The sequence below is a fragment of the Kaistella sp. genome (genome assembly GCF_041824135.1).
In the GTDB taxonomy this organism is placed as follows: domain Bacteria; phylum Bacteroidota; class Bacteroidia; order Flavobacteriales; family Weeksellaceae; genus Kaistella.
The window spans coordinates 54335-78043 of record NZ_JBGZYM010000117.1 but is presented as its reverse complement, the minus strand read 5'-3'; the positions used below and the strand labels follow the sequence as shown (position 1 = coordinate 78043).

Below are 23709 nucleotides of genomic sequence, written 5' to 3'. Positions count from 1 at the left end.
TTAATTCCTGATAACCCGTCATCCCAGTATTGAATACGACTTCTCCTTGAATGTCCTGATCGGCTCCGAAACCTTTTCCGTGGAAAACTTCGCCGGATTCTAATACTAATTTCTTTTTCATTTTTACTTTTTACTAGATCGTCACTTTTTATTTTTATTGAAAAGACGCAAGGACTTCTTTCATAATCCAGCGTCAATTGTATTTACCAAGGAATCTACCTTGCAATTTCTATAGATTTATTTTATTCGAACTCGAATCCTTTTGCTTCTAAGGATGTTTTCAAAATGGCCATTCTCGCGAAAACGCCGTTTTCCATTTGTTTGAAAATTCTGGAACGTTTGCATTCTACCAATTCATCAGCAATCTCAACTCCTCTATTAATCGGTGCTGGATGCATAATGATGGCCTCTTTCTTCATTGCTTTTTCGCGCTCTTTGGTTAAACCAAATTGTCTGTGGTATTTGTCAGAAGAGAGTTTTAATTTCTCATCGCTTTCATGTCTTTCGTGCTGAATTCTTAATAACATTAAAACATCAACTTCCTTTATCAAATCATCGATTGAAAGGTAAGTTCCGTTGATAATCGTTCCTTCATCAAACCACTGCTCTGGTCCGGAAAAATAAACTTTCGCGCCTAGTTTTCTTAGAACTTCTGCGTTTGAATTTGCGACACGACTGTGTTTTACATCGCCAACAATTCCTACTTTCAATCCTTTAAATTTTCCGAATTCTTGTTGAATCGTCATCAAATCTAAAAGATTTTGAGATGGATGATTTCCGGTTCCATCGCCACCATTAATGATTGCAATATCAATTCCTTTGAACTCATCGTAGAATTTTTCTTTTTTATGACGAATCACACAAAGGTCGATTCCTAAACTTTTCAAAGTTTTTACGGTGTCATAAAGTGATTCTCCTTTATTTACAGAACTTGCGGCGATATCGAACGGAACTACTTTTAAACCTAACTTTCTTTCAGCCACATCGAAACTCGTTTTCGTACGGGTGCTGTCTTCAAAGAAAAGATTGGAGACATAGATTTCAGTTTTGGCTTTCAATGTTTTACCTTTTGAAAACTCATCGGCATCTTGGAGTAATTTATTAATTTTCTCTACGGATAAATCGGCTGTTCTGAGCATAATTTTAGTTTTTAAATCAAAAAAAACGAAGCCAATAGGGCTTCGTTATGTTAATAAATATCGTTAATATCGGCATTGCTGCCTTTGTGTAAATCGTCTAATGGAAATATTCTTTTCATTAGGTGCAAAGATATAATTTTATTTCAAAAGTCACAATAATAAAATAAAACTATATTCCATAATTTCAAAAGTTTGCTAATTTATTATATATTTGCTAAAAAGATATACTTATGCCAAATTCCTGCCCAAAATGTAATCAGAAAAACATTGTTAAAAGTGGTATTATTAAAGATCGCCAAAGGTTTTTGTGCAAAGACTGCAAATACTATTTCACCGTAAAAAAGTTGGGGAAACAGATTGATGATTATGTAGTTACCAAAACGCTTCAACTCTATTTAGAAGGTTTAAGTTACAGAGAAATCGAAAGGATCATAGGCGTTTCACACAATACGGTAAGTTCTTGGGTTAAAAAATATAATATTACACGTCCACCACATTCTGATTTTCACCCTGTATACAAAGTATTTAAGCAAAGCGAATTGATCGAATACATGTCTAAGGAAGAAAATTTAAAAGGTTCAGGGCTTGTTATCACGGAGTTTGGCGATAAATACATGATGATTAAATGGGAAAGATTTAAAAAATAAAATCACTGATTTTCTTCTGTATTTTAAAGTTTTATTCAACAACCTATATCCATTACACTGATATATATTAAATTTCTTCAAGTAAAATTTTAGTTTCAATTTCGTTTCGACAAAAAAACAAACTAAAAATTATTAATCTATGAAGAAATCAACTATTTTTTTAGGAATTGCTTCTTCTCTATTTTTATCAAACCTACTGAGAGCGCAAGAAATTCCCTCTAACGAAGATCTTCTAAAAAGAATTGAAGCTTTGGAAGCCGAAAAAGCCAAACCCAAAGAATGGGACGCTTCCTTATATGGCTGGGTTCGCACCGAATATAATTTCGACAGCAGACAATCTGCTTACTCCCGTGAAATGCATCTTAACCTTTATCCACTTGATGAGAAATTAGACGCCAACGGAAAAGACATTAATGCCGCGGGTGGAAGTAACTTTTTGGCAATTACCTCCAGGGTTGGAATTCGATTTAAAGGTCCAGACGTTTGGGGAGCAAAAGCCAGCGGAAATATTGAAGCTGATTTTTTTGGTAATACTGAACTCAACAAAACCTCAGCTGGAAGCGGAAGTACAGGATTAATGAGACTTCGCCATGCGACCGCTACTTTAGCCTGGCCCAAAACTGCAGTTACTTTCGGACAGACTTGGTATCCATCAGTTGTTCCTGATGTTTTCCCAGGAGTTGCCAACTTTAATAGTGGAATTATTTTCAATCCATTTGGTTGGGCAGGTCAAGTTAAAGTTGCTCAGAAACTGACTCCAGAATTAACTTTAACTCTTGTCGCTTATAAAGACCGGGAATTCCAAACTGCAAATGCTATAGGTGCTTCTGTGAACAGTGCGACATTCAATTCTTCTATTCCGACTTTCCACGGACAATTACAATATAAAACAAAAACAGTAACGGCAGGAGCTGGCGCAGAATATCAGTCTTTGAAACCGGTTATTGAATCAGGAGGATTAGTTTCAGATGAAACGGTAAATTCTGATATGTACTTCGGCTATTTTAAATATGCCAACGACAAAATCATCACCAAATTATATGGAATCACTGGTGGAAACCTTCACCATTTGGTTTTGCTTGGGGGATTCGCAGGATATACAGAACCGAACGGACAGGAATCGTACAAACCAACCAAGACTTCTGCTTTTTGGATAGATGTTGCAAGTGCAAATCCGAAAGTTGCTCCCGGAGTTTTCTTTGGATATACCAAAAATTCCGGTGTTGATGCAGGCTACAAAAACCTTTACATCCGTGGTGCTTCTGGTGCGAGAGTTTTGGATGCGGTTTGGCGTGCTTCCGCAAGGGTTGATTTTAAACAAAATAAATTCAACATTTCTCCAGAACTTGAATATACCGCTGCAAAATGGGGTGATTTAAACACTGAAGGGAAAGCCCAAAATAATATGAAAGATGTTGGTAATTTCCGCGCAATGGTTAGAGTGATGTATTCATTTTAAACACAATCTTACCGATCTACGTTTATCAATTTTAAAAAACAAAAACAAATAAATTATGGCCAAAAAATTTAACACGCAAGAAGAGCATGATGCTTACGTTGCGGAGAGAAAGAAAAACAAAACCATTTGGGGCGTCATCATGGCTTCCTCACTCGGGACACTGATTGAGTGGTATGACTTCTACATTTTCGGAAGTTTAGCCGTGGTTTTAGCCACCAAATTTTTCCCGGCAGATAATCCAACTGCAGCCTTCTTATCAACGCTTGCGACTTTTGCTGCTGGATTTGTAGTAAGGCCTTTCGGAGCCTTATTCTTCGGAAGACTGGGAGATATCATTGGTAGAAAGTACACCTTCTTAGTGACGCTTCTGATCATGGGATTCTCAACCTTCTTAATCGGTTGTGTACCGGAATATGAAACCATTGGTTACGCTGCACCGGTTTTGGTTTTGATCTTAAGACTATTACAAGGTTTGGCTTTAGGTGGAGAATACGGTGGTGCTGCAACGTATGTCGCCGAATATTCCCAACCTCACCGACGAGGATATTGGACTTCCTGGATTCAAACCACTGCCACTTCAGGTTTATTTATTTCACTGATCGTAATTTTAGTAACGAAAACTTCACTATCTCCAGAAGAATTCGACAGTTGGGGTTGGAGAATTCCGTTCTGGATCTCCATCTTAATGGTGGGAGTTTCTTACATCATTCGAAGAAATATGGCAGAATCACCTTTGTTTGCCAAAGCGAAAAAAGAAGGAAAAACTTCTAAAAATCCTTTGAAAGAAAGTTTCGGAAACAAATTCAATTTCAAATTCGTTTTGTTAGCTTTATTTGGAGCCGTAATGGGACAAGGGGTGATCTGGTACACGGGTCAATTCTACTCCATGAGTTTTATGCAGAAAGTAATGAATATTGAATCTGCACAAGTGGATACGATGATGGCTTTGGCACTTTTCGTTGCTACTCCATTATTCGTGCTTTTCGGTTGGTTATCTGATAAAATCGGTCGTAAACCAATTATGATGATCGGGATGTTATTAGCGATTATCGCTTACCGACCAATCTATAAAGCAATGTATAACTCAGTTCAAATTGAAAGTAAAGTAATCGCTAAAAATGGGGTAACCGAAAAGAGAACCGTAAAAGTTCACGCAAAAATTCCAACAGATAGTTTGATCACTTTCCACAAGGAAACCGTATTTAGCGACGGTACTTTAATGAAAGAAGACAGTATTGTCCATTGGGCCGCAGCTGGAGTATCGATGGTGAACGGAAAGCCTGAAGCACCGCTTATCAAACAAGCGATCACAGTAAATCCAGACACCAGATGGTTACTCATTGTGTTGGTTTTCATTCAAGTGGTTTTTGTAACCATGGTTTACGGGCCAATCGCAGCTTTCTTAGTTGAAATGTTCCCACTGAAAATTAGATATACCTCAATGTCATTGCCGTACCACATTGGTAATGGAGTGTTTGGAGGATTGCTTCCTGCAGTTGCAACTTATCTCGTCGTCTCCGGAAAAAGCGCCGGACATTCCGAATGGTATCTCGAAGGATTATGGTATCCGATCGTAGTTGCTGGAGTTTGTTTGGTCATCGGAACCCTTTATTTAAAAACAAAAAATAAAAGTTTAGAAGAAGATGAATTGGTAGAAGACGAAGTACCGGTTGAAAATCCAGTAGTTTAAAACGCATCATCTTTCAAATTTTCAGTAACTTTAAAAAACAAAAAAAATGGATCAAGTAAAAAAAATATTAGGAATAGTCTGGATTCTTCTGGCATTGGTAGTCGCCTATTACGGATTAACAGTTTTCGGAATTCCGAAAGTAATGTCTGATAAACAAGAAGACAATGTGTTTGGCTGGATCATCCTCACCGTATTGATGCCCATCATTGTCGGTGGATTAGGAATCTTCGGTTGGTATTCTTTTACGGGAGAATATTCCGACGATAAAGCATAGTACAATTTAAAATTAGGAAACTAACGGGAAATTCGTTTCCCGTTGTTTTCTTTTAATTATCAAAATGAAATCGGCAATTACAAATTTCTAAAAAATTCAAAATGGCGATTAGACGATTCCATATGACTTTTAAAATTAGTAGAAACTACATATGAAAAAGCGACATCAACAAAAACTGGTAATTTTAAGTATCGCATTGTTTATTTTATTCAATGCGCCAGTTTTGCTTTTGTTCAACAGTTCACAGAAATTAATTGGCTTGCCGCTCATATACGTCTATATCTTTTTTGTTTGGGCAGCCTCATGTCTCACTTCATTTATTATTTTTAAAAAATTCCATGAATAGTTATTTGCTTTTTGCACTGGTTGTACTCTATCTGGGTCTTCTGTTCTTCATTGCGTATTTCGCAGAGAAAAGAAGAAGCAGTTTTTGGGTAAACAATCCGTACGTTTATGCATTGTCATTAGCGGTTTACTGCTCGGCATGGACGTATTACGGAAGCATTGGTGTGGCAGCAAATCAAGGTTTAGAGTATATGGCGATTTATATCGGTCCTATCATTATTATTCCGTCCTGGATTTATATCAATTCTAAAATTATCCGGATTTCCCGCGTCAACAAGATCAGTAGTATCGCGGATTTTATTTCTTTAAGATATGGAAACAGTCGTTCGTTAAGTGCGATCATTGCGTTGGTTTGTATGTTTGCAATTATTCCTTATATCGGTTTGCAGATCAAAGCAATTTCAGAAACCTTTCATTTAATTACAGAAACGGATCAAACTTCGAATATGTTTTTTGATTCAGCAACGTATGTTGTTTTAATAATCGCCTTATTTTCATCCTATTACGGAACCAAATATGTAGATGCCTCAGAAAAAAGATTAGGAATTATTTCTGCTATAGCAGTTGAAAGTTTTCTGAAATTAATTTTCTTCATCATCCTGGGAATATTCGTGGTTTATGGAGTATTTAATGGCTTTGAAGATATTTACAAACAGGCTGAAAAACTACCAGACTTCGCAACAAAAAATTCTTTCAACGGTTTAGAAGGTGGTTTCAATTGGTTCTTACTTTCGATGCTTTCAATGTCAGCGATTTTCCTTTTGCCGAGACAGTTTCACACTGCGATCATTGAAAATAGAAAAGAAAAACACATCAGAACGGCGATCTGGCTTTTCCCACTTTACCTTTTAATTTTTAATTTTTTCGTGTTCCCGATTGCTTGGGGCGGAAAGATCTTATTTTTTGGTGAAAACGTAAATCCAGAACTCTACTCTATTCTCATTCCACAAAAATTTGGAAACACAGTCATTTCAACAATGGTCTTTTTTGGAGGTTTGAGCGCTTGTATTTCAATGATTATTATTTCAAGCATTTCACTCTCGATTATGCTTTCAAATAACATTATCATTCCTTACGGATGGTTGGATAAATTCAAGTTTAGTTCAGAAACTGACAACACCAAAAACATCGTTAACATTAGAAAAATTAGTATTTTCTTATTGATTTTAATCAGTTTTATTTTTTATAAATACTACATATTAGGTAAAAGTTTATTCAGTATTGGCTTGGTTTCTTTCGTCCTGATCGCTCAATTGGCTCCTTCTTTTTTCGGCGCAATATTCTGGCGACGCGGAACTTATCTAGGATCCATGACCGGAATTATTGTCGGAGTTGTTATTTGTTATTTAGGATTGGTACTGCCAAGTTTTTCTGAAAATTATCACCAAAGTAATTTCTTCAATCACGCCTTTTTTAGTTTTTTTAATATTCCCTATTTATCACCTATTCCACAAATTTTCTTTTGGAGTGTTTTGGTTAATGGACTTTTATTTACCATCATTTCTGCAAATAAAGTTTCAGATTATCGGGAAAGGAATTATGCTGAAATTTATGTCGATATCAATGATTACATTCAAAATCATGAGAACGCCTACATCTGGAAAGGAACAGCAAACGTCTCCGATATTCAAAGGATCTTAGTAAAATTTCTTGGTGAGAAAAAGACTGAACAAGCCCTGAAAATTTTTAATTTAAAATATAAAATCACTAATGATAGCGACACCGCAGATTCTCGCTTTATTAAGTTCTCAGAAAATCTCTTGAGTGGAAGAATCGGCACTGCATCAGCAAAAATTTTAATTGAAGGCGTGACCAAAGAAGATAAAATTTCACTTCCGGAAGTCTTGAAAATTTTAGAAGAATCTAAGGAAAACATTTCCATCAACAAACAATTAAGTGAGCAATCTTCACAGTTGCTTAAACTATCTGATGATCTTCAAAACGCCAATAAAAATCTGATTGTGAAAGACAAGCAAAAAGATGATTTTCTCGATAGTGTTGCGCATGAACTTCGTACACCGCTTACTGCAATTCGGGCTACGAGTGAAATTCTTTTAGATGATGAAGAAATGCCGGCAGAATTAAAAAAAGACTTTCTGGAAAACATTATCTCAGAATCAGATCGTTTAAGCGAAATTATTAATGATATTCTCTATTTGGATAAATTGGAAACCGGAAATATTCCTTTGAATATTCAGTCCTTTAATATTATTCAAACTTTTCATAAATCGGTGAAACCTTTGCTTCATCTTTTTGAACAAAGGAGTTTGCACCATTCCGAAGTCAATCTGTTAGAAAATGAAATTTTCGAATATGACGAACCGAGAATGATCCAGGTTTTTCAAAACATTTTAGGAAATGCTTTGAAATTCACCAACGAGCAAGGAATGATTCAGACGAAATTTCAGAAACACGAAAACCAGTTAAAAATTTCCATCTTCAATACCGGAAAAATAATTCCAACAGAAGATTTGGCCTACATCTTTGAAAAATTCTATCAGTCTAAAAATCAAAATTTGCAAAAACCAACAGGAAGCGGATTAGGTTTAGCAATTTGTAAAAAAATAATGCTCGCGCATGGCGGCGACATTCTAGTAAAAAACAAAGAAATTGGGGTGACGTTTGAGATTTTCTTACCCACATATATTTCTAAAGAAAATGATGGATTGATCACTGAAGACAACACCAATAAAGAACCCGAAGGGTTCAACAACAATAGCCGTATGTGAAACGTACGGAAAAATGATAAAAAAACAAGTGAGAACCCGAAGGGTTCAACAACGGAATGAATAAAAAAAATGTCAACCTACACCCAAATATATTATCACATCGTATTTTCTACAAAACATAGAAAACCAACCCTCAATTCTAATCATGAAGAAGAATTGTATAAATATATCTGGGGAATTATTAAAAACAAAAAATGCACTCTATACAGAATTAATGGAATGCCGGATCATCTGCATATATTCACCAGTTTGCATCCAACCGTTCGACTGAGCGAATTGGTAAAAGATATTAAAGTCGCCAGTAACTTATGGATGAAACAAAGTGGTTTATTTCCCGAATTTGAAGAATGGCAGGAAGGTTATGGCGCATTTACGTACTGTATCAGAGATAAAGAGATGATCATTAATTATATTAAAAATCAAAAAAAGCATCATCATATTGAGAATTTTGAATCTGAATACCGGCGACTATTAGTCGAAAATGAAATTGAATTTGATGAAAAATACTTTTTATAAAAGTTGTCCGTAAGTTTCACATACGGCAAAGAAATTCGACCGCTTCGCGGTCGCTCAAAATAGTTAAGAACGCTAAACGTTCAACAAAAGCCCAGGATAAACCTACGGCATAAAAGAAGAAATGATATGAAAAAAATATTAATCGCAGACGACGAACATAAAATAATTATGACCCTGGAATATGCTTTTCGCAAAGTGGGTTATGAAGTATTTATCGCAAGAGACGGTTCCGAAGTTTTGGAATTGCTGAAAACCGAAATCCCGGATATGATCCTGCTGGATATCATGATGCCCAAAGTTGATGGATTTACGACGCTGCAGGAAATTAAAAGTCAGGATAATTTAAAAGATATCAAAGTGATTTTCCTGAGTGCAAAAAACAATCCTGCTGATATTGAAAAAGGATTAAAAATGGGTGCAGACGATTATATCACCAAACCCTACTCGATTAAAAAGTTAACAGAAAGAGTGGAAGAACTTTTAAAATAGTTGATAGTTGATAGTTGATAGTTGATAGTTGATAGTTGAAAATTAACAATAGATTTTAGATTTAAGAAATAATCTTCGAACTCAAACCTTGAACCTTGGACAAAAAAAAATAGAAATCATGATGAAAGCAGATGAAATGTTTAAAGAAAGTATCGCTCACAAAGAAAAATTTTGGGCGAAGCAGGCAGAACAAATTGAATGGTTTAAAAAACCAATCCACATCCTAACCGATGATGGTGAAACATATCCAACGTGGTTTGCAGATGGTGAACTCAACACTTGTTTTCTGGCAGTTGACAAACATGTTAATGATGGTTTTGGTGATCAAACTGCGATCATCTACGACTCACCAGTGACGAATAGAATCATTAAATACAGTTACAGTCAAGTTTTAGAACACGTTTCAAAATTTGCGGGCGGACTGAAAAAATTGGGTTTAGAAAAAGGAGACACGGCCATTATTTACATGCCGATGATTCCGGAATCTGTATTTGCTATGTTGGCTTGTGCAAGATTAGGGGTTACGCATTCCGTAGTTTTCGGTGGATTTGCCCCACAAGAATTAGCGATCAGAATTGATGACTGCAAACCAAAAGCGATCTTAACGGCCAGTTCGGGAATGGAAGTTTCCCGCAGAATTCCGTATTTGCCTTTTGTAAAAGAAGCGATCACCATGTCCGAACATCAACCGGAACATATTGTGGCGTTTGATAGAAAATTATTAGGAAATCGGGTTGATTTTAAGAACGATTCGTCATTGGTTGACTTTGAAAAATTGATGACCGAATCATATCCAACCGATTGCGTTCCCGTAGAATCAACGCATCCACTCTACATTCTTTACACTTCTGGAACGACCGGAAAACCAAAAGGCGTTGTTCGCGATAATGGCGGACATGCCGTTGCGATGAAGTTTTCGATGCAGAATATTTATGGCGTAAAAGAAGGCGAAACCTTTTGGGCAGCTTCCGATATTGGTTGGGCAGTTGGACACAGTTATTCGGTTTATGGTCCATTAATTAACAGAAATACAACGATCATCTTTGAAGGAAAACCAGTTGGAACTCCAGATGCCGGAACATTTTGGAGAGTTATTGAAGAGCATAAAGTAGTGGCAATGTTTACAGCTCCAACCGCCATTCGTGCCATTAAAAAAGAAGATCCGGAAGGAAAATTTATTAAAAAATATGATCTCTCATCTTTGAGAACGCAGTTCTTAGCGGGCGAAAGATGTGATGTTGCAACGCTCGATTGGTATGATGAATTTGTGGGAGTTCCTGCAATCGATCATTGGTGGCAAACCGAATCTGGTTGGGCAATGTTAGGATTAATGCCGGGAGTTGAAGACGTAAAAATTAAAAGAGCTTCAGCTGGAAAGCCTATTCCAGGATATGATATTAAGGTTTTCAGTGAAGAAGGTTATGAGTTGGAAGCACATCACGAAGGGTATTTGGTCATTAAACTTCCGCTGGCACCAGGAGCGATGATGGGAATTTGGGGTGATCCGGAACGTTTTAAATTTGGCTATTTAGCAAAATTCCCGGGATATTATTTCTCAGGTGACGGCGCAATTAAAGATGAAGACGGTTATGTTTTCGTGACCGGCAGAGTTGATGATGTGATCAATGTTGCAGGACATCGACTTTCTACGGCGGAAATGGAAGAGGTTGTAGCGGCTCATAAAGAAGTTGCAGAATGCTGCGTGGTTGGAATTGATGATGATTTGAAAGGTCAAATTCCGTTTGCAATCGCAGTTTTAAAATCAGGTTCAGACGCAGATGAAAAGACTTTGGAAAAAGAACTTGTTGTATTGATTCGGGAAAAAATTGGTCCTGTCGCAAGTATGAAAAATGCTTTGGTGGTGAATCGATTACCGAAAACACGTTCTGGGAAAATATTGAGGAAATTGATTAGAACGATGTTGGATGGAAAGGAATATCAAATGCCTTCTACTATTGATGATGAAAGTGTTGTGGAAGAATTGCAGTTGAAAATGAATGAGTATAAAAAGAAGTATTTGTAAATTGTTGTGTCATTTCGCATAAAATATTTTAACGCAATCCCGATAGCTATCGGGACGCAAAGAAATAATTAATAATGCTGCAGAAAATTACGGACGCAAAGGCGTTTCACTCAGCAAAGTTTAAAAGTTATTAACTCAGCCACGAAGTGGCATAATCAATAGCATAGGGTGAAGCCCTATGAATCTGTGAATGAAAAAAATGAAATTATATTTAAACCAAAATTGGAATAAATAAAATCGGGTCGTAGCTAGCCCTGATAGAAGCGGTTACCCCGGAACAGGCGTTGGGAAAAGCTTTGGTGTGAGGAGTATGAGCGGATAGCATCTCGTCTGAATGACGAGACTGGCTCCTGAATAAAATTAGAATTAAAAAAAATAAAATATTATGAAAAATTATGTGATAGACGATTTGCCGGACTATTTTAAACAGTACAAAAAATCGATCAAAAACCCGAAAAAATTCTGGGATAAAGTGGCGGATGAGAATTTTGTTTGGTATCAACGCTGGTCGAAAGTGGTTTCGTACGATATGGAAAATGCGAAAATTGAGTGGTTTAAAAATGCCAAACTGAATATCACCAAAAACTGTATTGATCGGCATTTGAATGAACGTGGCGATAAAACGGCGATTATTTTTGAACCGAATGATCCGAAAGAAGAGGCGCAACATATTTCGTACAGAGAGTTGCGCGATCGGGTTTGCAAGATGGCCAACGTGCTGCGTGATTTAGGCGTGGAGAAAGGCGATCGGGTTTGTATTTATCTGCCGATGATTCCGGAATTGGCGGTTACCATGTTGGCCTGTGCGAGATTGGGTGCGATTCATTCCGTAATTTTTGCGGGATTTTCGGCCAATGCGGTTGAATCGAGAGTGAATGATTGTGGTGCGAAAGTAATTATTTGTTCTGATGGAAGTTTCCGTGGTGCAAAATCGATCGATTTGAAAGGAATCATCGATGAAGCTGTAGAAAAATGTCCGACTGTTGAAAAAGTTTTAGTGGTGAAAAGAACGGGTGGCGAAGTGAAAATGAGGGAAGGAAGAGATGTTTGGTTAGCGCCTCTTTATGACAAAGCACCTGCTGATTTTATTTCGGTGATCATGGATGCGGAGGATCCTCTGTTTATTTTATATACTTCTGGCTCGACTGGAAAACCGAAAGGAATGTTGCATACCACGGCAGGTTTTATGGTTTTCACGGCGTATACTTTTAAGAATGTTTTCAATTATAAAGAAAATGATATTTATTGGTGTACGGCGGATATCGGTTGGATCACTGGACATTCTTACATTTTATACGGACCGTTGGCGAATGGTGCGACGACCGTAATTTTCGAAGGAGTGCCGACTTATCCTGAACCAGATCGTTTCTGGGAAGTGATCGAAAAACATAAAGTCACTCAATTTTACACCGCTCCGACTGCGATTCGGGCCTTAGCAAAAGAATCTTACGAATGGGTGGAAAAACATGACTTGTCGAGTTTGAGAGTCATTGGTTCTGTGGGTGAACCCATCAATGATGAAGCGTGGCATTGGTATAACGATCATGTTGGCAAGAAAAAATGCCCGATCGTGGATACTTGGTGGCAGACAGAAACCGGTGGAATTATGATCTCGCCCTTACCATTTATCACGCCAACCAAGCCGACTTATGCGACTTTGCCTTTACCGGGAATTCAGCCCGTTTTGATGGATGACAAACGAAACGAAATTACCGGAAACCAAGTGGATGGAAATCTCTGTATCCGTTTTCCGTGGCCCGGAATTGCCCGAACAATTTGGGGCGATCACCAAAGATATAAGGAAACTTATTTCACGGCTTTTCCAGGTAAATATTTTACTGGAGATGGCGCATTGAGAGACGAAGTTGGTTACTACAGAATCACCGGACGTGTCGATGATGTGATCATTGTTTCTGGACATAACCTCGGAACTGCACCAATTGAGGATAGTGTAAATCAGCATCCAGCCGTGGCGGAATCTGCAATTGTTGGTTATCCGCACGATGTGAAAGGAAGTGCTTTATATGGATTTGTAATGTTGAAAGACAGTGGTGAAGAACGTGATAGAGATAATTTGAGAAAAGAAATAAACGGAGTGATTTCAGATACGATAGGACCGATCGCAAAACTGGATAAAATTCAGTTTGTGTCCGCCTTGCCAAAAACCCGTTCCGGTAAAATTATACGTCGTATTTTGAGAAAAATTGCAGAAGGTGATTTCGCGAATTTCGGTGATACTTCGACATTGTTGAATCCGGAGATTGTGGAGGAGATTAAGAATGAGAAGATTTGATGTGTTAATGTGTTGATGTGTTGAAGAAATACATCCAGTAATTTTAATTAAACCTTGCGGAAACGCGAGGTTTTTGTTTTGTGAAAATTTGTATCTTTCTTTTTTACTATTAAACTATGAAATTCATTATTCTGTTTTTGGGTCTCTTTCTGATCTTATCGTGTGAGAAAAAAGATCTGACAGACCAACAAATATTAGAAATTATTTATGCGGATAAAAATTACGAGGACCTGGTATTAAAAACAGATTTTTGGACCGGTGAAAACTTCATTGATTCGATCAAATCTTTTAGAAAAATAATTGCGAAAGAAAATCTAAAGCCAATTTACAAAGCCGATTTCAATCAGGATGGAAAACAGGATTATCTAGTCAATCTGGAATATAAAAAAGACAGTTTGAATGCAAATTTAGTAAGATTTATTGACGAAGAAGGTGATACCTGGAATTGTGTTATTTTATTAAGTTCATTAAACGGGTATAAAATTGTAAATCCTGGACGAAAAGGCGTGTATGGGATCTTTGCTGCAAAAACAATAAATTACAACGATCAGAATTTAATTAAACTTCTAAATTTTAGAATTGAATTTGATGATAAAAATGATGTTTTAAAGTATGACACCTTAATGATCAGAAATAATGAACTTACAGAATTTGTAAAAACAAAAAGTAATCAACAAATCTCGGAAATTATTTTCACTCAGTTTGGTGGTTATTCACCCGGCGTATACTACACTTTATCTTTAAAAAAAGATTCAACTCTTTTAAATTCTCGTTTTTATAAAAAATTGGATGGTAAATATTTCGGAAATAACAATCAGAATTTTAAAAACTTCTCTTCATATCTAAATAATATAGATTTCAAAAACTTACAGGATAGATACTCTGATGGTTGTTGTGATCATAGTGCGATTGAAACTAAAATCGTGTATGCTAACGGAAAAACTAAAACCATCTACGATTATGGCGAGCGCGGTTCTCTCGGGCTTGTAAAGTTTTACGCAGCCGTTCGCGCTATAATGGAAAAGGAGAAATGGCAAAAAATTAAGTAGAAGTTCTATGTTCTTTTTAAAAATGATTTTTAGACCAATAAAACTTTTGCCTTTTGTGGTTTAAAAATTACTACATTTAAATAAAAAAATTGGAAGGTTCGAAATATGATTCCGATGTCATCATTATTGGTGGCGGTTTGGCAGGTTTAACAAGCGCGATTCACCTTTCCAAAATGGGAGTTGAAGTGATTGTTATTGAAAAGAATCACTATCCAAAACACAAAGTCTGCGGCGAGTATATTTCCAATGAAGTCCTGCCCTATTTCAAATGGCTTAACGTCGATATTGAGGAATTAAAACCGACCCACATTTCTACCTTGCAATTTTCATCAGAGTCCGGACGAACGATTGAAACTAAACTTCCACTCGGTGGTTTTGGGGTCAGCCGTTATACTTTGGATCATGCCCTTTATTTAAAAGCGCTATCTCAAGACTGTGAAATTATCGAAGATCAAGTGAATGAGGTTATTTTTAAAGATGATTATTTTGAAGTTCATCTGGCGTCCGGCAAAACTTTGACATCGAAAGTCGTTTTGGGTGGATTTGGAAAAAGATCCAATATAGATGTAAAAATGAAACGGGATTTCATCGAGCAGAAATCGCCTTGGTTAGCGGTCAAGTCTCATTATAACGGAGAATTTCCAAATGATGTTGTTGGCTTACATAATTTTAAAGGCGGCTATTGTGGCGTTTCCAAAGTTGAAGATGATTTGCTCAATATCTGTTATTTAGCAAATTTTAAATCGTTCAAGAAATACAAAAATATTGAAGAATTTCAGCAAAAAATAGTTGGACAAAATCCACATTTAAAAAATATTTTAGAAAATTCTAAATCAGTTTTTGAAAAACCTTTGACTATCAGTCAGATCTGTTTTGAGAAAAAAGAAAACGTCCTAGATCATATTTTAATGATGGGCGATACGGCAGGTTTGATTCATCCATTGTGCGGAAACGGAATGGCCATGGCGATTCACAGTGCAAAACTGGCTTCAGACCAAACCATCGATTTTTTGTCGGGAAAAATATCACGACAAGAAATGGAGCAGAATTATTCTCAAAACTGGAACAAAAATTTCAGACAAAGATTATGGTATGGCCGAATTTTAGGTAGTATTTTAGAACATTCAAAACTCTCCGAAGTTTTGACTAACTTAATAACTTATCTCCCGTTCCTACTTCCGATCATTATAAGAAAAACACACGGAAAAGAAATCAAAATGACTCAAAATTAATGGCTTTAGATACCACGTATAGGACAGATCTTGAAGAATCGATGGATGATTTTTCAATGGATAATAATGGATTAGTTACCGCTTTGGATGACATTGCGCGAATTAATCAGTTGCTCGGCGGAAACTCAGTAACTTTAGATGGCGTTCAGCATTTAATAAAAGATCTTCCAAAAGACCAAACCATTACCATTATGGATTTCGGGTGTGGAAGTGGTGATATGCTTCGAATGCTGTCAAAATTTGGAGCTAAAAATAATCTGAAATTTCAGTTGATAGGCATCGATGCCAACGAAGCAACCATTCGTCACGCTGAAAAATGTTCGACCGATTTTAAAAATATCACCTATCTCGCAGAAGACATTTTTTTGTACGATTTTTCAAAATATAACATCGATATCGCTTTGATTACTTTGACTTTACATCATTTCAAAGATGATGAAATTCGAAAAATCATGCGAGTTATTTTAAATTTGGTCCAAAAAGGGATTGTGGTTAATGATTTACAGCGAAGTAAATTAGCCTATCGCTTGTTTCAAATGATTATCTTTATTTTCAGATTAGAAAAAATGACCGCAAATGACGGTCTGATTTCTATTTTAAGAGGCTTCAAAAAAAAAGACCTGGTAAAATATTCGAAAGAATTAGGGTTAAAAAAACACAGCATCAAATGGAAGTGGGCGTTCCGCTACCAATGGATCATTACAAAAACAAATTAATAATAGTTACGGATTGCTCCGTACCTCAAAAGACATATGAGTGTAAAAATAGTTACGGTTGCCAAGCAACTGCCAAAATATTCCCGAAAAACTTCCGAAGTTTTGCCGTTCCTCGATCTTTGGTTAGAAGGTCAGGAAAGCCGTTTTGTACGTAAAGTAAAAAAAATATTCGAAGGTGCAGCTGTCGATGAACGCTACTCCATCATGGATCCGGCAGAAGTTTTCACCGCAACTTCTTTCGAAGATAAAAATAACATTTATGCTCGAGAAGTTGTTTTATTAGGTGAACAGGTTTTAGATAAAACACTAAAAAAAGCCAATTGGGATCCGAAATCGTTGGATTATATAATCACCGTAAGTTGCACTGGAATTATGATTCCTTCGCTTGATGCTTATCTCATCAATAAATTAAATTTACGCCAGGACATCGTCCGCTTACCGGTGACCGAAATGGGTTGCGCAGCCGGAGTTTCCGGAATTATTTATGCCAAAAATTTCCTTCAGGCAAATCCTGGAAGACGTGCTGCCGTAATCGCAGTAGAAAGTCCAACAGCGACTTTTCAACTGGAAGACTTCTCCATGGCGAACATTGTGAGTGCAGCGATTTTTGGTGACGGTGCAGCGTGTGTTCTGCTTTCCTCCGATAAAGATGCGGAAGGTCCAGAAATTCTCGCAGAAGAAATGTATCATTTTTATAATAATGAACACATGATGGGTTTCAAACTCACCAATTCTGGTTTACAAATGATTTTGGATATCGAAGTTCCCGATACAATTGGGGAACATTTCCCGAATATTATCCATCCATTTTTAGCCAAACAAAATTTAGAAATTAAAGATATCGATCACTTAATTTTCCACCCGGGTGGAAAAAAGATCGTTCAAATGGTCGAAGGATTATTTTCTGATTTGGGTAAAAATATCGATATGACGAAAGAAGTTTTACGCCTTTATGGAAACATGTCAAGCGCAACGGTTTTGTATGTTTTAGAAGAAATCATGAATCAAAAACCGAAGAAAGGAGAAAAAGGTTTGATGCTCAGTTTCGGTCCTGGGTTTTCGGCACAAAGAGTTTTACTGCAATGGTAAGAAGATTTGAAAATACAAACTATTGGGCAGTTATTCTGGGCGGAAGTTCAGGATTAGGCTTAGCTTCTGCAAAAAAACTAGCAAGCGAAGGAATGAATATCTGTATTATTCATCGGAATTCCCGCGCTGAAATGGAAGTAATTAATAAAGAATTTTTATTTTTTGAAGATCAGAACGTTCAATATTTAACTTTAAATAAAGACATCTTAAATCCTACCATACAGCAAGATATAATTTCAAAACTAAAAATTACTTTAGGTGAGAATGGAAAAATCCGTTGTCTTCTGCACAGCATCGCCAAAGGAAATTTGAAACCAATGATTGGAACTGAAAGCGAAAGTCTTTCTACAGATGATTTTTCAATTACGCTTCAAGCGATGGCCACGAGTTTGTACGACTGGACAAAACTATTATTCAACGAAAGCTTATTTGCTGCAGATGCACGAATTCTTGCTTTTACCAGTGAAGGAAGCACAAAACCTATTAATAATTACGGTGCAGTTTCAGCGGCAAAAGCAGCTTTAGAAGCCATCTCACGAAATATAGCTTTAGAATTTGCGCCATTCGGTTTAAGGTCAAATTGTATTCAGGCCGGAGTTACAGATACACGATCATTGCAAATGATTCCGGGAAGTGAAGAAATAAAAGAATACACCAAAAAGCGCAATCCTTTTAAGCGGTTAACCACGCCAGAAGATGTAGCGAATGTCGTCAGTTTATTATGTCAGGACGAAGCTTCCTGGATCAATGGTTGTGTAATTCCCGTCGATGGCGGCGAACATTTAGGTTAAATGAATACCACAGAAATTTTACAAAAATTACCTTACACTACTCCATTTTTATTTGTGGATGATTTGGTAAGCGTTGATGAAAATGGCGTGACTGGGATTTTTACATTTAAAGAAAATTTAGATTTTTACAAAGGTCATTTTAAAAACAATCCTGTAACTCCTGGCGTTATTTTAACTGAATGTATGGCGCAGATCGGATTGGTTTGTTTGGGGATTTTTCTGCTTGGAGATGATCTTACTGAAGAAAATCAGATTGGATTAACTTCAACAGATATCGAATTTTTAAAACCAGTTTTTCCGGGTGAAAAAGTCACTGTGATCTCAGAGAAAATTTACTTTAGATTTAATAAATTAAAATGCAAAGTAAAGATGCTGAATGAAAGATCAGAAGCAGTGTGTGAAGGAACCATCGCAGGAATTATTAAAGTCAATTAAAATGGAAAGAAGAGTTGTCATTACTGGTTTAGGAGTTGTTGCACCAAATGGTATTGGATTAGAAAATTTCCGTTCTGCTTTGAAGGAAGGTCGTTCTGGAATTCAGTTTGATCAGCAATTAGCCGATTTGCAATTTTCTTGTCAGGTTTCCGGAACCCCGCCCATTGACAAAGATAATTTACACCAATATTTCACCGATTTAGAATTGCGAAATTTCAATTCGACCGGAATTATGTACGGCGTTATTGCAGGTTTAGATGCCTGGAAAGATGCGGGTTTAGAACCATCTCAAAATGAAAATCCGGATTGGGACAGCGGAACGATTTTCGGCGCTGGAACTTCTGGGATTGAAAAATTCCGGGAAAGCATTTATAAAATTGATGCGCTTCAAACAAGAAGATTAGGAAGTACGGCGGTTTCTCAAACAATGAACAGCGGAATCAGCGCTTATTTGGGTGGGAAATTAGGTTTAGGAAATCAGGTTACAACGAATTCTTCTGCTTGTACAACAGGCACAGAAAGTATTTTAATGGCGTTTGACCGAATTAAAGCCGGCAAAGCAAAACGAATTTTGGCTGGAAGCACGAGTGATTCCGGGCCGTATATTTGGGCGGGTTTTGATGCCATCAAAGTCTGTAATTTTAAATCGAATGATCATCCAGCAAAAGCTTCTCGTCCGATGAGTGCTTCAGCAGCAGGATTTGTTCCCGGAAGTGGAGCCGGAGCTTTGGTTATCGAAGATCTGGAATCTGCTTTAGAAAGAAATGCAAAAATCTATTGCGAAATTTTAGGAGGAAATCTAAACAGCGGCGGACAGCGCGGCGGCGGAAGTATGACGGCTCCGAATTCCACTGCGGTTCAAAAATGTGTGAAAGATGCAGTTTCAGACGCGGGAATTGAAGCAAAAGATATTGATTACATAAGCGGACATTTAACTGCAACTTCAAAAGATTCCACAGAAATCCAGAATTTATCATCGGCATTAAACCGTTCCGGAAAAGATTTCCCTTACATCAATTCATTGAAAGCTTTAACTGGTCATTGTCTTTCGGCCGCCGCAAGTGTTGAATGCGTGGCGACTATTTTACAATTGTCTGAAAACTTTGTCGCTCCCACTATCAATTGTGAAGACTTGAATCCGGAGATTTCAGTGATCATTGATGCTGATTGTATTCCGCAAAAGTTGATTGAAAAAGAAATTAATATTGCTGCAAAAGTAAGTTTTGGCTTTGGCGATGTGAACGGATGTGTTATCTTTAAAAAATATTCTTAATAAATTTCAATATAAAATATGGACAAGGACGAGGCAATTCAAAAGTTGAAAGAGATCGTAAAACCTTACGTTAAAAATGAGGAAGCTTTAAATAACATTAGCGAAGACACTGATTTCATCAATGATCTCAACATCAATTCGGCTAATTTGGTTGATGTGGTTTTAGATGTAGAAGAAGTTTTTGATATTGAAATCGATGCTGATTCTATGGAGAAAATGCGCGACGTAAAATCTGCTTTGGCGGTGATTGAGGAGAAATTGACTCAGAAATAATATTCAAATTTTCAACTACTTTTTTGATGTTTGCACAGCTCCATATTTTTTGAGTTGGTTATTATAATTCAACGGTAAAGTCAAACTATTTTGAGTTTAATTAAAAGTTATCCACATTTCCACAAGGAACAAATAAACTTGTATAAGCAATAACTTTTCTTTATTTTCGTTGATTAAATGTGGAAAGCATTATCAGGATTCTTACTCTGATCAATCTTCCTAAAACTCTCCGAAAATAAGGATTAAATGAATTCAAAAAAAATATTAATTGCTACGGCAATTTTCTATTTCGGCTTATCCGAGGCGCAACAATCTCAATTCTTCAGCGACCGCGAAAATTACCGGTTTAACCTCGCAGAAAACCTTTACCAAAATAAAATTTACAATGCTTCCCAATTTGAATATGCCCGACAGTATTTTTACAACGAAACACTTTCAAATTCAAAAAAAGAAGCAGCTCAGTTTTTCGATAATGTAATAGGCGTTATTTTACGTAAGAATCACGCGGAACAAGGACTTGACGCGTTCATCAAAGAATATCCGAACTCTGCGTATTTCGCACAGGCCAATTTACCGTTGGCTGATTTCTATTTGGCTCAAAAGGATTTTGATAAGGCGCTGGAAACTTTACAAAACGTTAATCAATACCAACTTTCCAAAGAAGAAAACACGCAGTATATCATGAAACTTGGTTATGCCAAATTCATGACCGGCGATTCTCAGGGCGCGATCGAAGCTTTAGATGAAGCTTATAAATCGGCAGAAGGTTCCGACAAAAATGACATCGGTTATATGTTGGGACATTTGTATTACGCTGATGGACAGAACGATAAAGCGTTTAATTATTTTGATGAAATTAAAGATAACGAAAAATATGCCCGGGTTGTAAAACCGTATTATGTTCAGTTATACTTCAATGACAAAGACTATGACAAGGCAATTGTAGAAGGAAATTCATTATTAAATGAAAATATTTCTGCAGATTACAAGGCCGAAGTTCACAAGATGATCGGCGAAAGTTATTTCATGAAAGGTGATTATGACTCTGCCTATCCGCATTTGAAAATCTATTTAGACAGCAAAGCCAATCCTTCTGAAAGTGATCTGTATGAAATGGGATTTGTTTCCGCACATCTGAAAAAATATGATGAAGCGGTTTCTTATTATAATCAATTATTAAACAGCAATTCTGCAACGTCTCAAAATGCTTATTACCAGTTAGGTAACGCTTATTTAGAAGTTGGTAAAAAGCAGGAAGCGCTTTCTGCGTTTCGGTCAGCTTATCAAATGACTTATGATGCGAAAGTTCAGCAACTCGCTCATTTACAATACGCTAAACTAAGTTACGAACTTGGAAATCCGTTTGAATCGGCTTCGAATGTGATCCAAAATTATATTTCAAAATATCCAAACAGTCCAGAGACGAAAGAGATGAAATCTCTTTTGGTGAAATCGTATTTGTACTCAGGTGACTATAAAGGAACATTGGCAGCCATTGATAAGATGCCGAATTCCACTCCTGAAACCGATAAAGTAGATCAGGAAGTTTCTTATTTAATTGGAACGGAAGAATTTAATAAAGGAAATTTAGACGCTGCCGAAAAGTATTTTCTTCGAAGTTTAGAATTCAATATTAATAAAGAATTCAATTCCAGAGCGCTGTATTGGTTGGCCCAAACCTACTATCTGAAGTCGAATTATCCTTCTGCGATTGTCCGTTTTGAGAAATTACAATCTGAGAATTTCCCGGAAAAACAACAATTGAATTATGATTTAGGATACGCCTACTTTAAATCAAAGAAATTTGACAAAGCAAAACAGTACTTTTTAGCGTATCTAAAAGATCCACAACCGGAATTTAAAAATGATGCAGAACTTCGTTTGGCAGATACCTATTACGCCAATAACGAACTGAATGAAGCAATCGCCATTTATGACAAATCGGAAAGTGCCGATGATTACACGATGTTTCAGAAAGCGATGGCTTTAGGTTTTAAAGGAGATACTGTAGCTAAAATTTCAGAACTGAAAAAGTTGTTGACGCAATATAAAAATTCAGAATATTTTGATGATGCGCAATATGAGATCGCAACGGCTTATGCGGCAAACGATGATTATAAAAACTCCAACGATTATTTTAGCCAAGTCATTAAAACGAGCAGCGATAAAGATTTAGTCGCGAATGCACAGATATACCGCGCTCAAAATTACATCGATCAAAACGATGATGCCAAAGCTTTAACAGAATTAAAGTCTCTTGGGAATCAATATAAAAATACCGCCTTTGCAAGTAAAGTAGTTTTGGCTGCAAAACCTATTTTCATTAAAAAAGGAGATGTTTCTGGTTATGAAAGTTTTGCCCAAAGCTTAGGCGTAAGAATCGACGCTTCTGAAATTGATGAAATTAATGTGAATCGTGCAAAAATGCTTTATGCCAACAAGGATTTTAAAAATGCCATTCCACTTTTTGAGAAATATTTAACACAGAATCCAACGGGTGATGGTTTGTATCAAGCTCAATATGAATTGGGTGAAAGTTATTTCCAGACTCAGAATCTAACGAAGGCATTATTGGTTTTACAGGAAGTTGCGCAAGTTCAGAACGATTATCAGGAAGATGCACAAACCAGAATCGCGCAGATTTATTTAGCACAGAACAATTCTAACGAAGCTAAAAAATATTTGGTTTCACTTTCAAACTCAACGAGCATCAATGTAAAAAACTTTGCTAATGTAGAATTAATGAAGATTTATGCTGATGAAAAAGATTTCAGAAAGGCAGAAACATTAGCGGACTTAGTGATTCAAAATCCAAAAAATTCAGCTTCAGTTAATGAACTGGCGAGAGTCATTAAAGCCAGAAGTCTGATGAATAATGGAAAAGACAGTGAAGCAAAAACAGCGTATACTTCTTTAGAAAAATCATCAAACACGGAGGTTGCAGCCGAAGCTTTGTATGCAAAAGCCTTCTATCAAAACAAAGGAAAAGCCTTTAAATCGTCTAACGAAACTATTTTCAAACTGGCGAACAATTATGCTTCCGAGGAATATTGGGGCGCAAAATCTTTAATTTTAATGGTCAGAAATTACATTGGTCTGAAAGATAATTACCAGGCGAGTTACACCGCGGATCAGATTATCGCCAACTATGGAGATTTTCCTGAGATTGTGTCAGAAGCAAAGGATTTAAAAAAGCAGATCAAGAAATAAATCCACAGAGCCACGAAGTGGCGACATCAATAGCAAC

At 36.6% G+C, this 23709-nt stretch carries 20 protein-coding genes; 18 read left to right on the top strand and 2 right to left on the bottom strand.

Features of this window, described 5'->3' with window-relative positions:
- A partial coding sequence (locus ACEYOS_RS14815; RefSeq protein ID WP_373797605.1) for a carbamoyl-phosphate synthase domain-containing protein occupies positions 1-121 on the bottom strand: 121 nt, incomplete at its 3' end.
- Positions 122-242: 121 nt separating this feature from the next.
- Positions 243-1139, bottom strand: coding sequence for an aspartate carbamoyltransferase catalytic subunit (locus tag ACEYOS_RS14810; protein WP_373797604.1), 897 nt, complete (start codon positions 1137-1139; stop codon positions 243-245).
- Between the two features lie 230 nt (positions 1140-1369).
- On the opposite strand from ACEYOS_RS14810, the gene ACEYOS_RS14805 reads away from it, so the two are divergent.
- The 18 genes from ACEYOS_RS14805 to ACEYOS_RS14720 all read left to right on the top strand — a co-directional run bounded on the left by ACEYOS_RS14805 (position 1370) and on the right by ACEYOS_RS14720 (position 23672).
- Positions 1370-1786: a helix-turn-helix domain-containing protein gene (locus tag ACEYOS_RS14805; protein ID WP_373709532.1), complete on the top strand. Its 417-nt coding sequence runs from the start codon at positions 1370-1372 to the stop codon at positions 1784-1786.
- A gap of 139 nt (positions 1787-1925) precedes the next feature.
- Positions 1926-3245, top strand: a complete 1320-nt coding sequence (locus ACEYOS_RS14800) for a hypothetical protein (RefSeq protein WP_373709531.1) — start codon at positions 1926-1928, stop codon at positions 3243-3245.
- 139 nt (positions 3246-3384) lie between these two features.
- On the top strand, positions 3385-4935 hold the full coding sequence (locus ACEYOS_RS14795) for an MFS transporter (protein WP_373709555.1): 1551 nt from the start codon (positions 3385-3387) through the stop codon (positions 4933-4935).
- Between the two features lie 46 nt (positions 4936-4981).
- Positions 4982-5209, top strand: coding sequence for a DUF6814 family protein (locus ACEYOS_RS14790; protein WP_373709530.1), 228 nt, complete (start codon positions 4982-4984; stop codon positions 5207-5209).
- A 338-nt stretch (positions 5210-5547) separates the two neighbouring features.
- On the top strand, positions 5548-8283 hold the full coding sequence (locus tag ACEYOS_RS14785; protein ID WP_373709529.1) for an ATP-binding protein: 2736 nt from the start codon (positions 5548-5550) through the stop codon (positions 8281-8283).
- Between the two features lie 69 nt (positions 8284-8352).
- Positions 8353-8799, top strand: coding sequence for an IS200/IS605 family transposase (tnpA, locus tag ACEYOS_RS14780; RefSeq protein WP_373709528.1), 447 nt, complete (start codon positions 8353-8355; stop codon positions 8797-8799).
- Between the two features lie 126 nt (positions 8800-8925).
- Complete coding sequence (locus tag ACEYOS_RS14775) at positions 8926-9288, top strand: response regulator transcription factor (RefSeq protein ID WP_373709527.1); 363 nt, start codon at positions 8926-8928, stop codon at positions 9286-9288.
- A gap of 121 nt (positions 9289-9409) precedes the next feature.
- Entirely contained in the window at positions 9410-11311 is a 1902-nt protein-coding gene (locus ACEYOS_RS14770; RefSeq protein ID WP_373709554.1) for an AMP-binding protein, read from the top strand.
- A gap of 385 nt (positions 11312-11696) precedes the next feature.
- Positions 11697-13604: an acetate--CoA ligase gene (acs, locus tag ACEYOS_RS14765; RefSeq protein WP_373709526.1), complete on the top strand. Its 1908-nt coding sequence runs from the start codon at positions 11697-11699 to the stop codon at positions 13602-13604.
- Positions 13605-13720: 116 nt separating this feature from the next.
- A complete protein-coding gene (locus ACEYOS_RS14760; RefSeq protein WP_373709525.1) occupies positions 13721-14653 on the top strand; it encodes a hypothetical protein in 933 nt (310 codons plus the stop codon).
- An 89-nt stretch (positions 14654-14742) separates the two neighbouring features.
- Positions 14743-15885, top strand: a complete 1143-nt coding sequence (locus ACEYOS_RS14755; protein ID WP_373709524.1) for an NAD(P)/FAD-dependent oxidoreductase — start codon at positions 14743-14745, stop codon at positions 15883-15885.
- Positions 15885-16601 carry a methyltransferase domain-containing protein gene (locus tag ACEYOS_RS14750; RefSeq protein ID WP_373709523.1) on the top strand — a complete coding sequence of 239 codons (717 nt, stop codon included), beginning with the start codon at positions 15885-15887 and terminating at the stop codon, positions 16599-16601. Before ACEYOS_RS14755 ends, ACEYOS_RS14750 begins: the two co-directional genes overlap by 1 nt.
- A 36-nt stretch (positions 16602-16637) precedes the next feature.
- On the top strand, positions 16638-17690 hold the full coding sequence (locus ACEYOS_RS14745) for a type III polyketide synthase (protein WP_373709522.1): 1053 nt from the start codon (positions 16638-16640) through the stop codon (positions 17688-17690).
- Complete coding sequence (locus ACEYOS_RS14740) at positions 17684-18481, top strand: enoyl-ACP reductase (protein ID WP_373709521.1); 798 nt, start codon at positions 17684-17686, stop codon at positions 18479-18481. Before ACEYOS_RS14745 ends, ACEYOS_RS14740 begins: the two co-directional genes overlap by 7 nt.
- Positions 18482-18916: a 3-hydroxyacyl-ACP dehydratase FabZ family protein gene (locus ACEYOS_RS14735; RefSeq protein ID WP_373709520.1), complete on the top strand. Its 435-nt coding sequence runs from the start codon at positions 18482-18484 to the stop codon at positions 18914-18916. It begins immediately after the preceding gene.
- Between the two features lies 1 nt (position 18917).
- Positions 18918-20189: a beta-ketoacyl synthase gene (locus ACEYOS_RS14730; protein ID WP_373709553.1), complete on the top strand. Its 1272-nt coding sequence runs from the start codon at positions 18918-18920 to the stop codon at positions 20187-20189.
- A gap of 18 nt (positions 20190-20207) precedes the next feature.
- Complete coding sequence (locus tag ACEYOS_RS14725) at positions 20208-20462, top strand: acyl carrier protein (RefSeq protein ID WP_373709519.1); 255 nt, start codon at positions 20208-20210, stop codon at positions 20460-20462.
- 246 nt (positions 20463-20708) lie between these two features.
- Positions 20709-23672 carry a tetratricopeptide repeat protein gene (locus ACEYOS_RS14720; protein WP_373709518.1) on the top strand — a complete coding sequence of 988 codons (2964 nt, stop codon included), beginning with the start codon at positions 20709-20711 and terminating at the stop codon, positions 23670-23672.
- Positions 23673-23709 lie beyond the last annotated feature (37 nt).

Excerpts from the sequence above, each read along its gene's own strand:
- ACEYOS_RS14810 (WP_373797604.1), bottom strand. The coding sequence starts at position 1,139 with ATGCTCAGAACAGCCGATTTATCCGTAGAGAAAATTAATAAATTACTC.
- ACEYOS_RS14805 (WP_373709532.1), top strand. The coding sequence starts at position 1,370 with ATGCCAAATTCCTGCCCAAAATGTAATCAGAAAAACATTGTTAAAAGT.
- ACEYOS_RS14800 (WP_373709531.1), top strand. The coding sequence starts at position 1,926 with ATGAAGAAATCAACTATTTTTTTAGGAATTGCTTCTTCTCTATTTTTA.
- ACEYOS_RS14795 (WP_373709555.1), top strand. The coding sequence starts at position 3,385 with ATGGCTTCCTCACTCGGGACACTGATTGAGTGGTATGACTTCTACATT.
- ACEYOS_RS14790 (WP_373709530.1), top strand. The coding sequence starts at position 4,982 with ATGGATCAAGTAAAAAAAATATTAGGAATAGTCTGGATTCTTCTGGCA.
- ACEYOS_RS14785 (WP_373709529.1), top strand. The coding sequence starts at position 5,548 with ATGAATAGTTATTTGCTTTTTGCACTGGTTGTACTCTATCTGGGTCTT.
- tnpA (WP_373709528.1), top strand. The coding sequence starts at position 8,353 with ATGTCAACCTACACCCAAATATATTATCACATCGTATTTTCTACAAAA.
- ACEYOS_RS14775 (WP_373709527.1), top strand. The coding sequence starts at position 8,926 with ATGAAAAAAATATTAATCGCAGACGACGAACATAAAATAATTATGACC.
- ACEYOS_RS14770 (WP_373709554.1), top strand. The coding sequence starts at position 9,410 with ATGAAAGCAGATGAAATGTTTAAAGAAAGTATCGCTCACAAAGAAAAA.
- acs (WP_373709526.1), top strand. The coding sequence starts at position 11,697 with ATGAAAAATTATGTGATAGACGATTTGCCGGACTATTTTAAACAGTAC.
- ACEYOS_RS14760 (WP_373709525.1), top strand. The coding sequence starts at position 13,721 with ATGAAATTCATTATTCTGTTTTTGGGTCTCTTTCTGATCTTATCGTGT.
- ACEYOS_RS14750 (WP_373709523.1), top strand. The coding sequence starts at position 15,885 with ATGGCTTTAGATACCACGTATAGGACAGATCTTGAAGAATCGATGGAT.
- ACEYOS_RS14745 (WP_373709522.1), top strand. The coding sequence starts at position 16,638 with ATGAGTGTAAAAATAGTTACGGTTGCCAAGCAACTGCCAAAATATTCC.
- ACEYOS_RS14740 (WP_373709521.1), top strand. The coding sequence starts at position 17,684 with ATGGTAAGAAGATTTGAAAATACAAACTATTGGGCAGTTATTCTGGGC.
- ACEYOS_RS14735 (WP_373709520.1), top strand. The coding sequence starts at position 18,482 with ATGAATACCACAGAAATTTTACAAAAATTACCTTACACTACTCCATTT.
- ACEYOS_RS14730 (WP_373709553.1), top strand. The coding sequence starts at position 18,918 with ATGGAAAGAAGAGTTGTCATTACTGGTTTAGGAGTTGTTGCACCAAAT.
- ACEYOS_RS14725 (WP_373709519.1), top strand. The coding sequence starts at position 20,208 with ATGGACAAGGACGAGGCAATTCAAAAGTTGAAAGAGATCGTAAAACCT.
- ACEYOS_RS14720 (WP_373709518.1), top strand. The coding sequence starts at position 20,709 with ATGAATTCAAAAAAAATATTAATTGCTACGGCAATTTTCTATTTCGGC.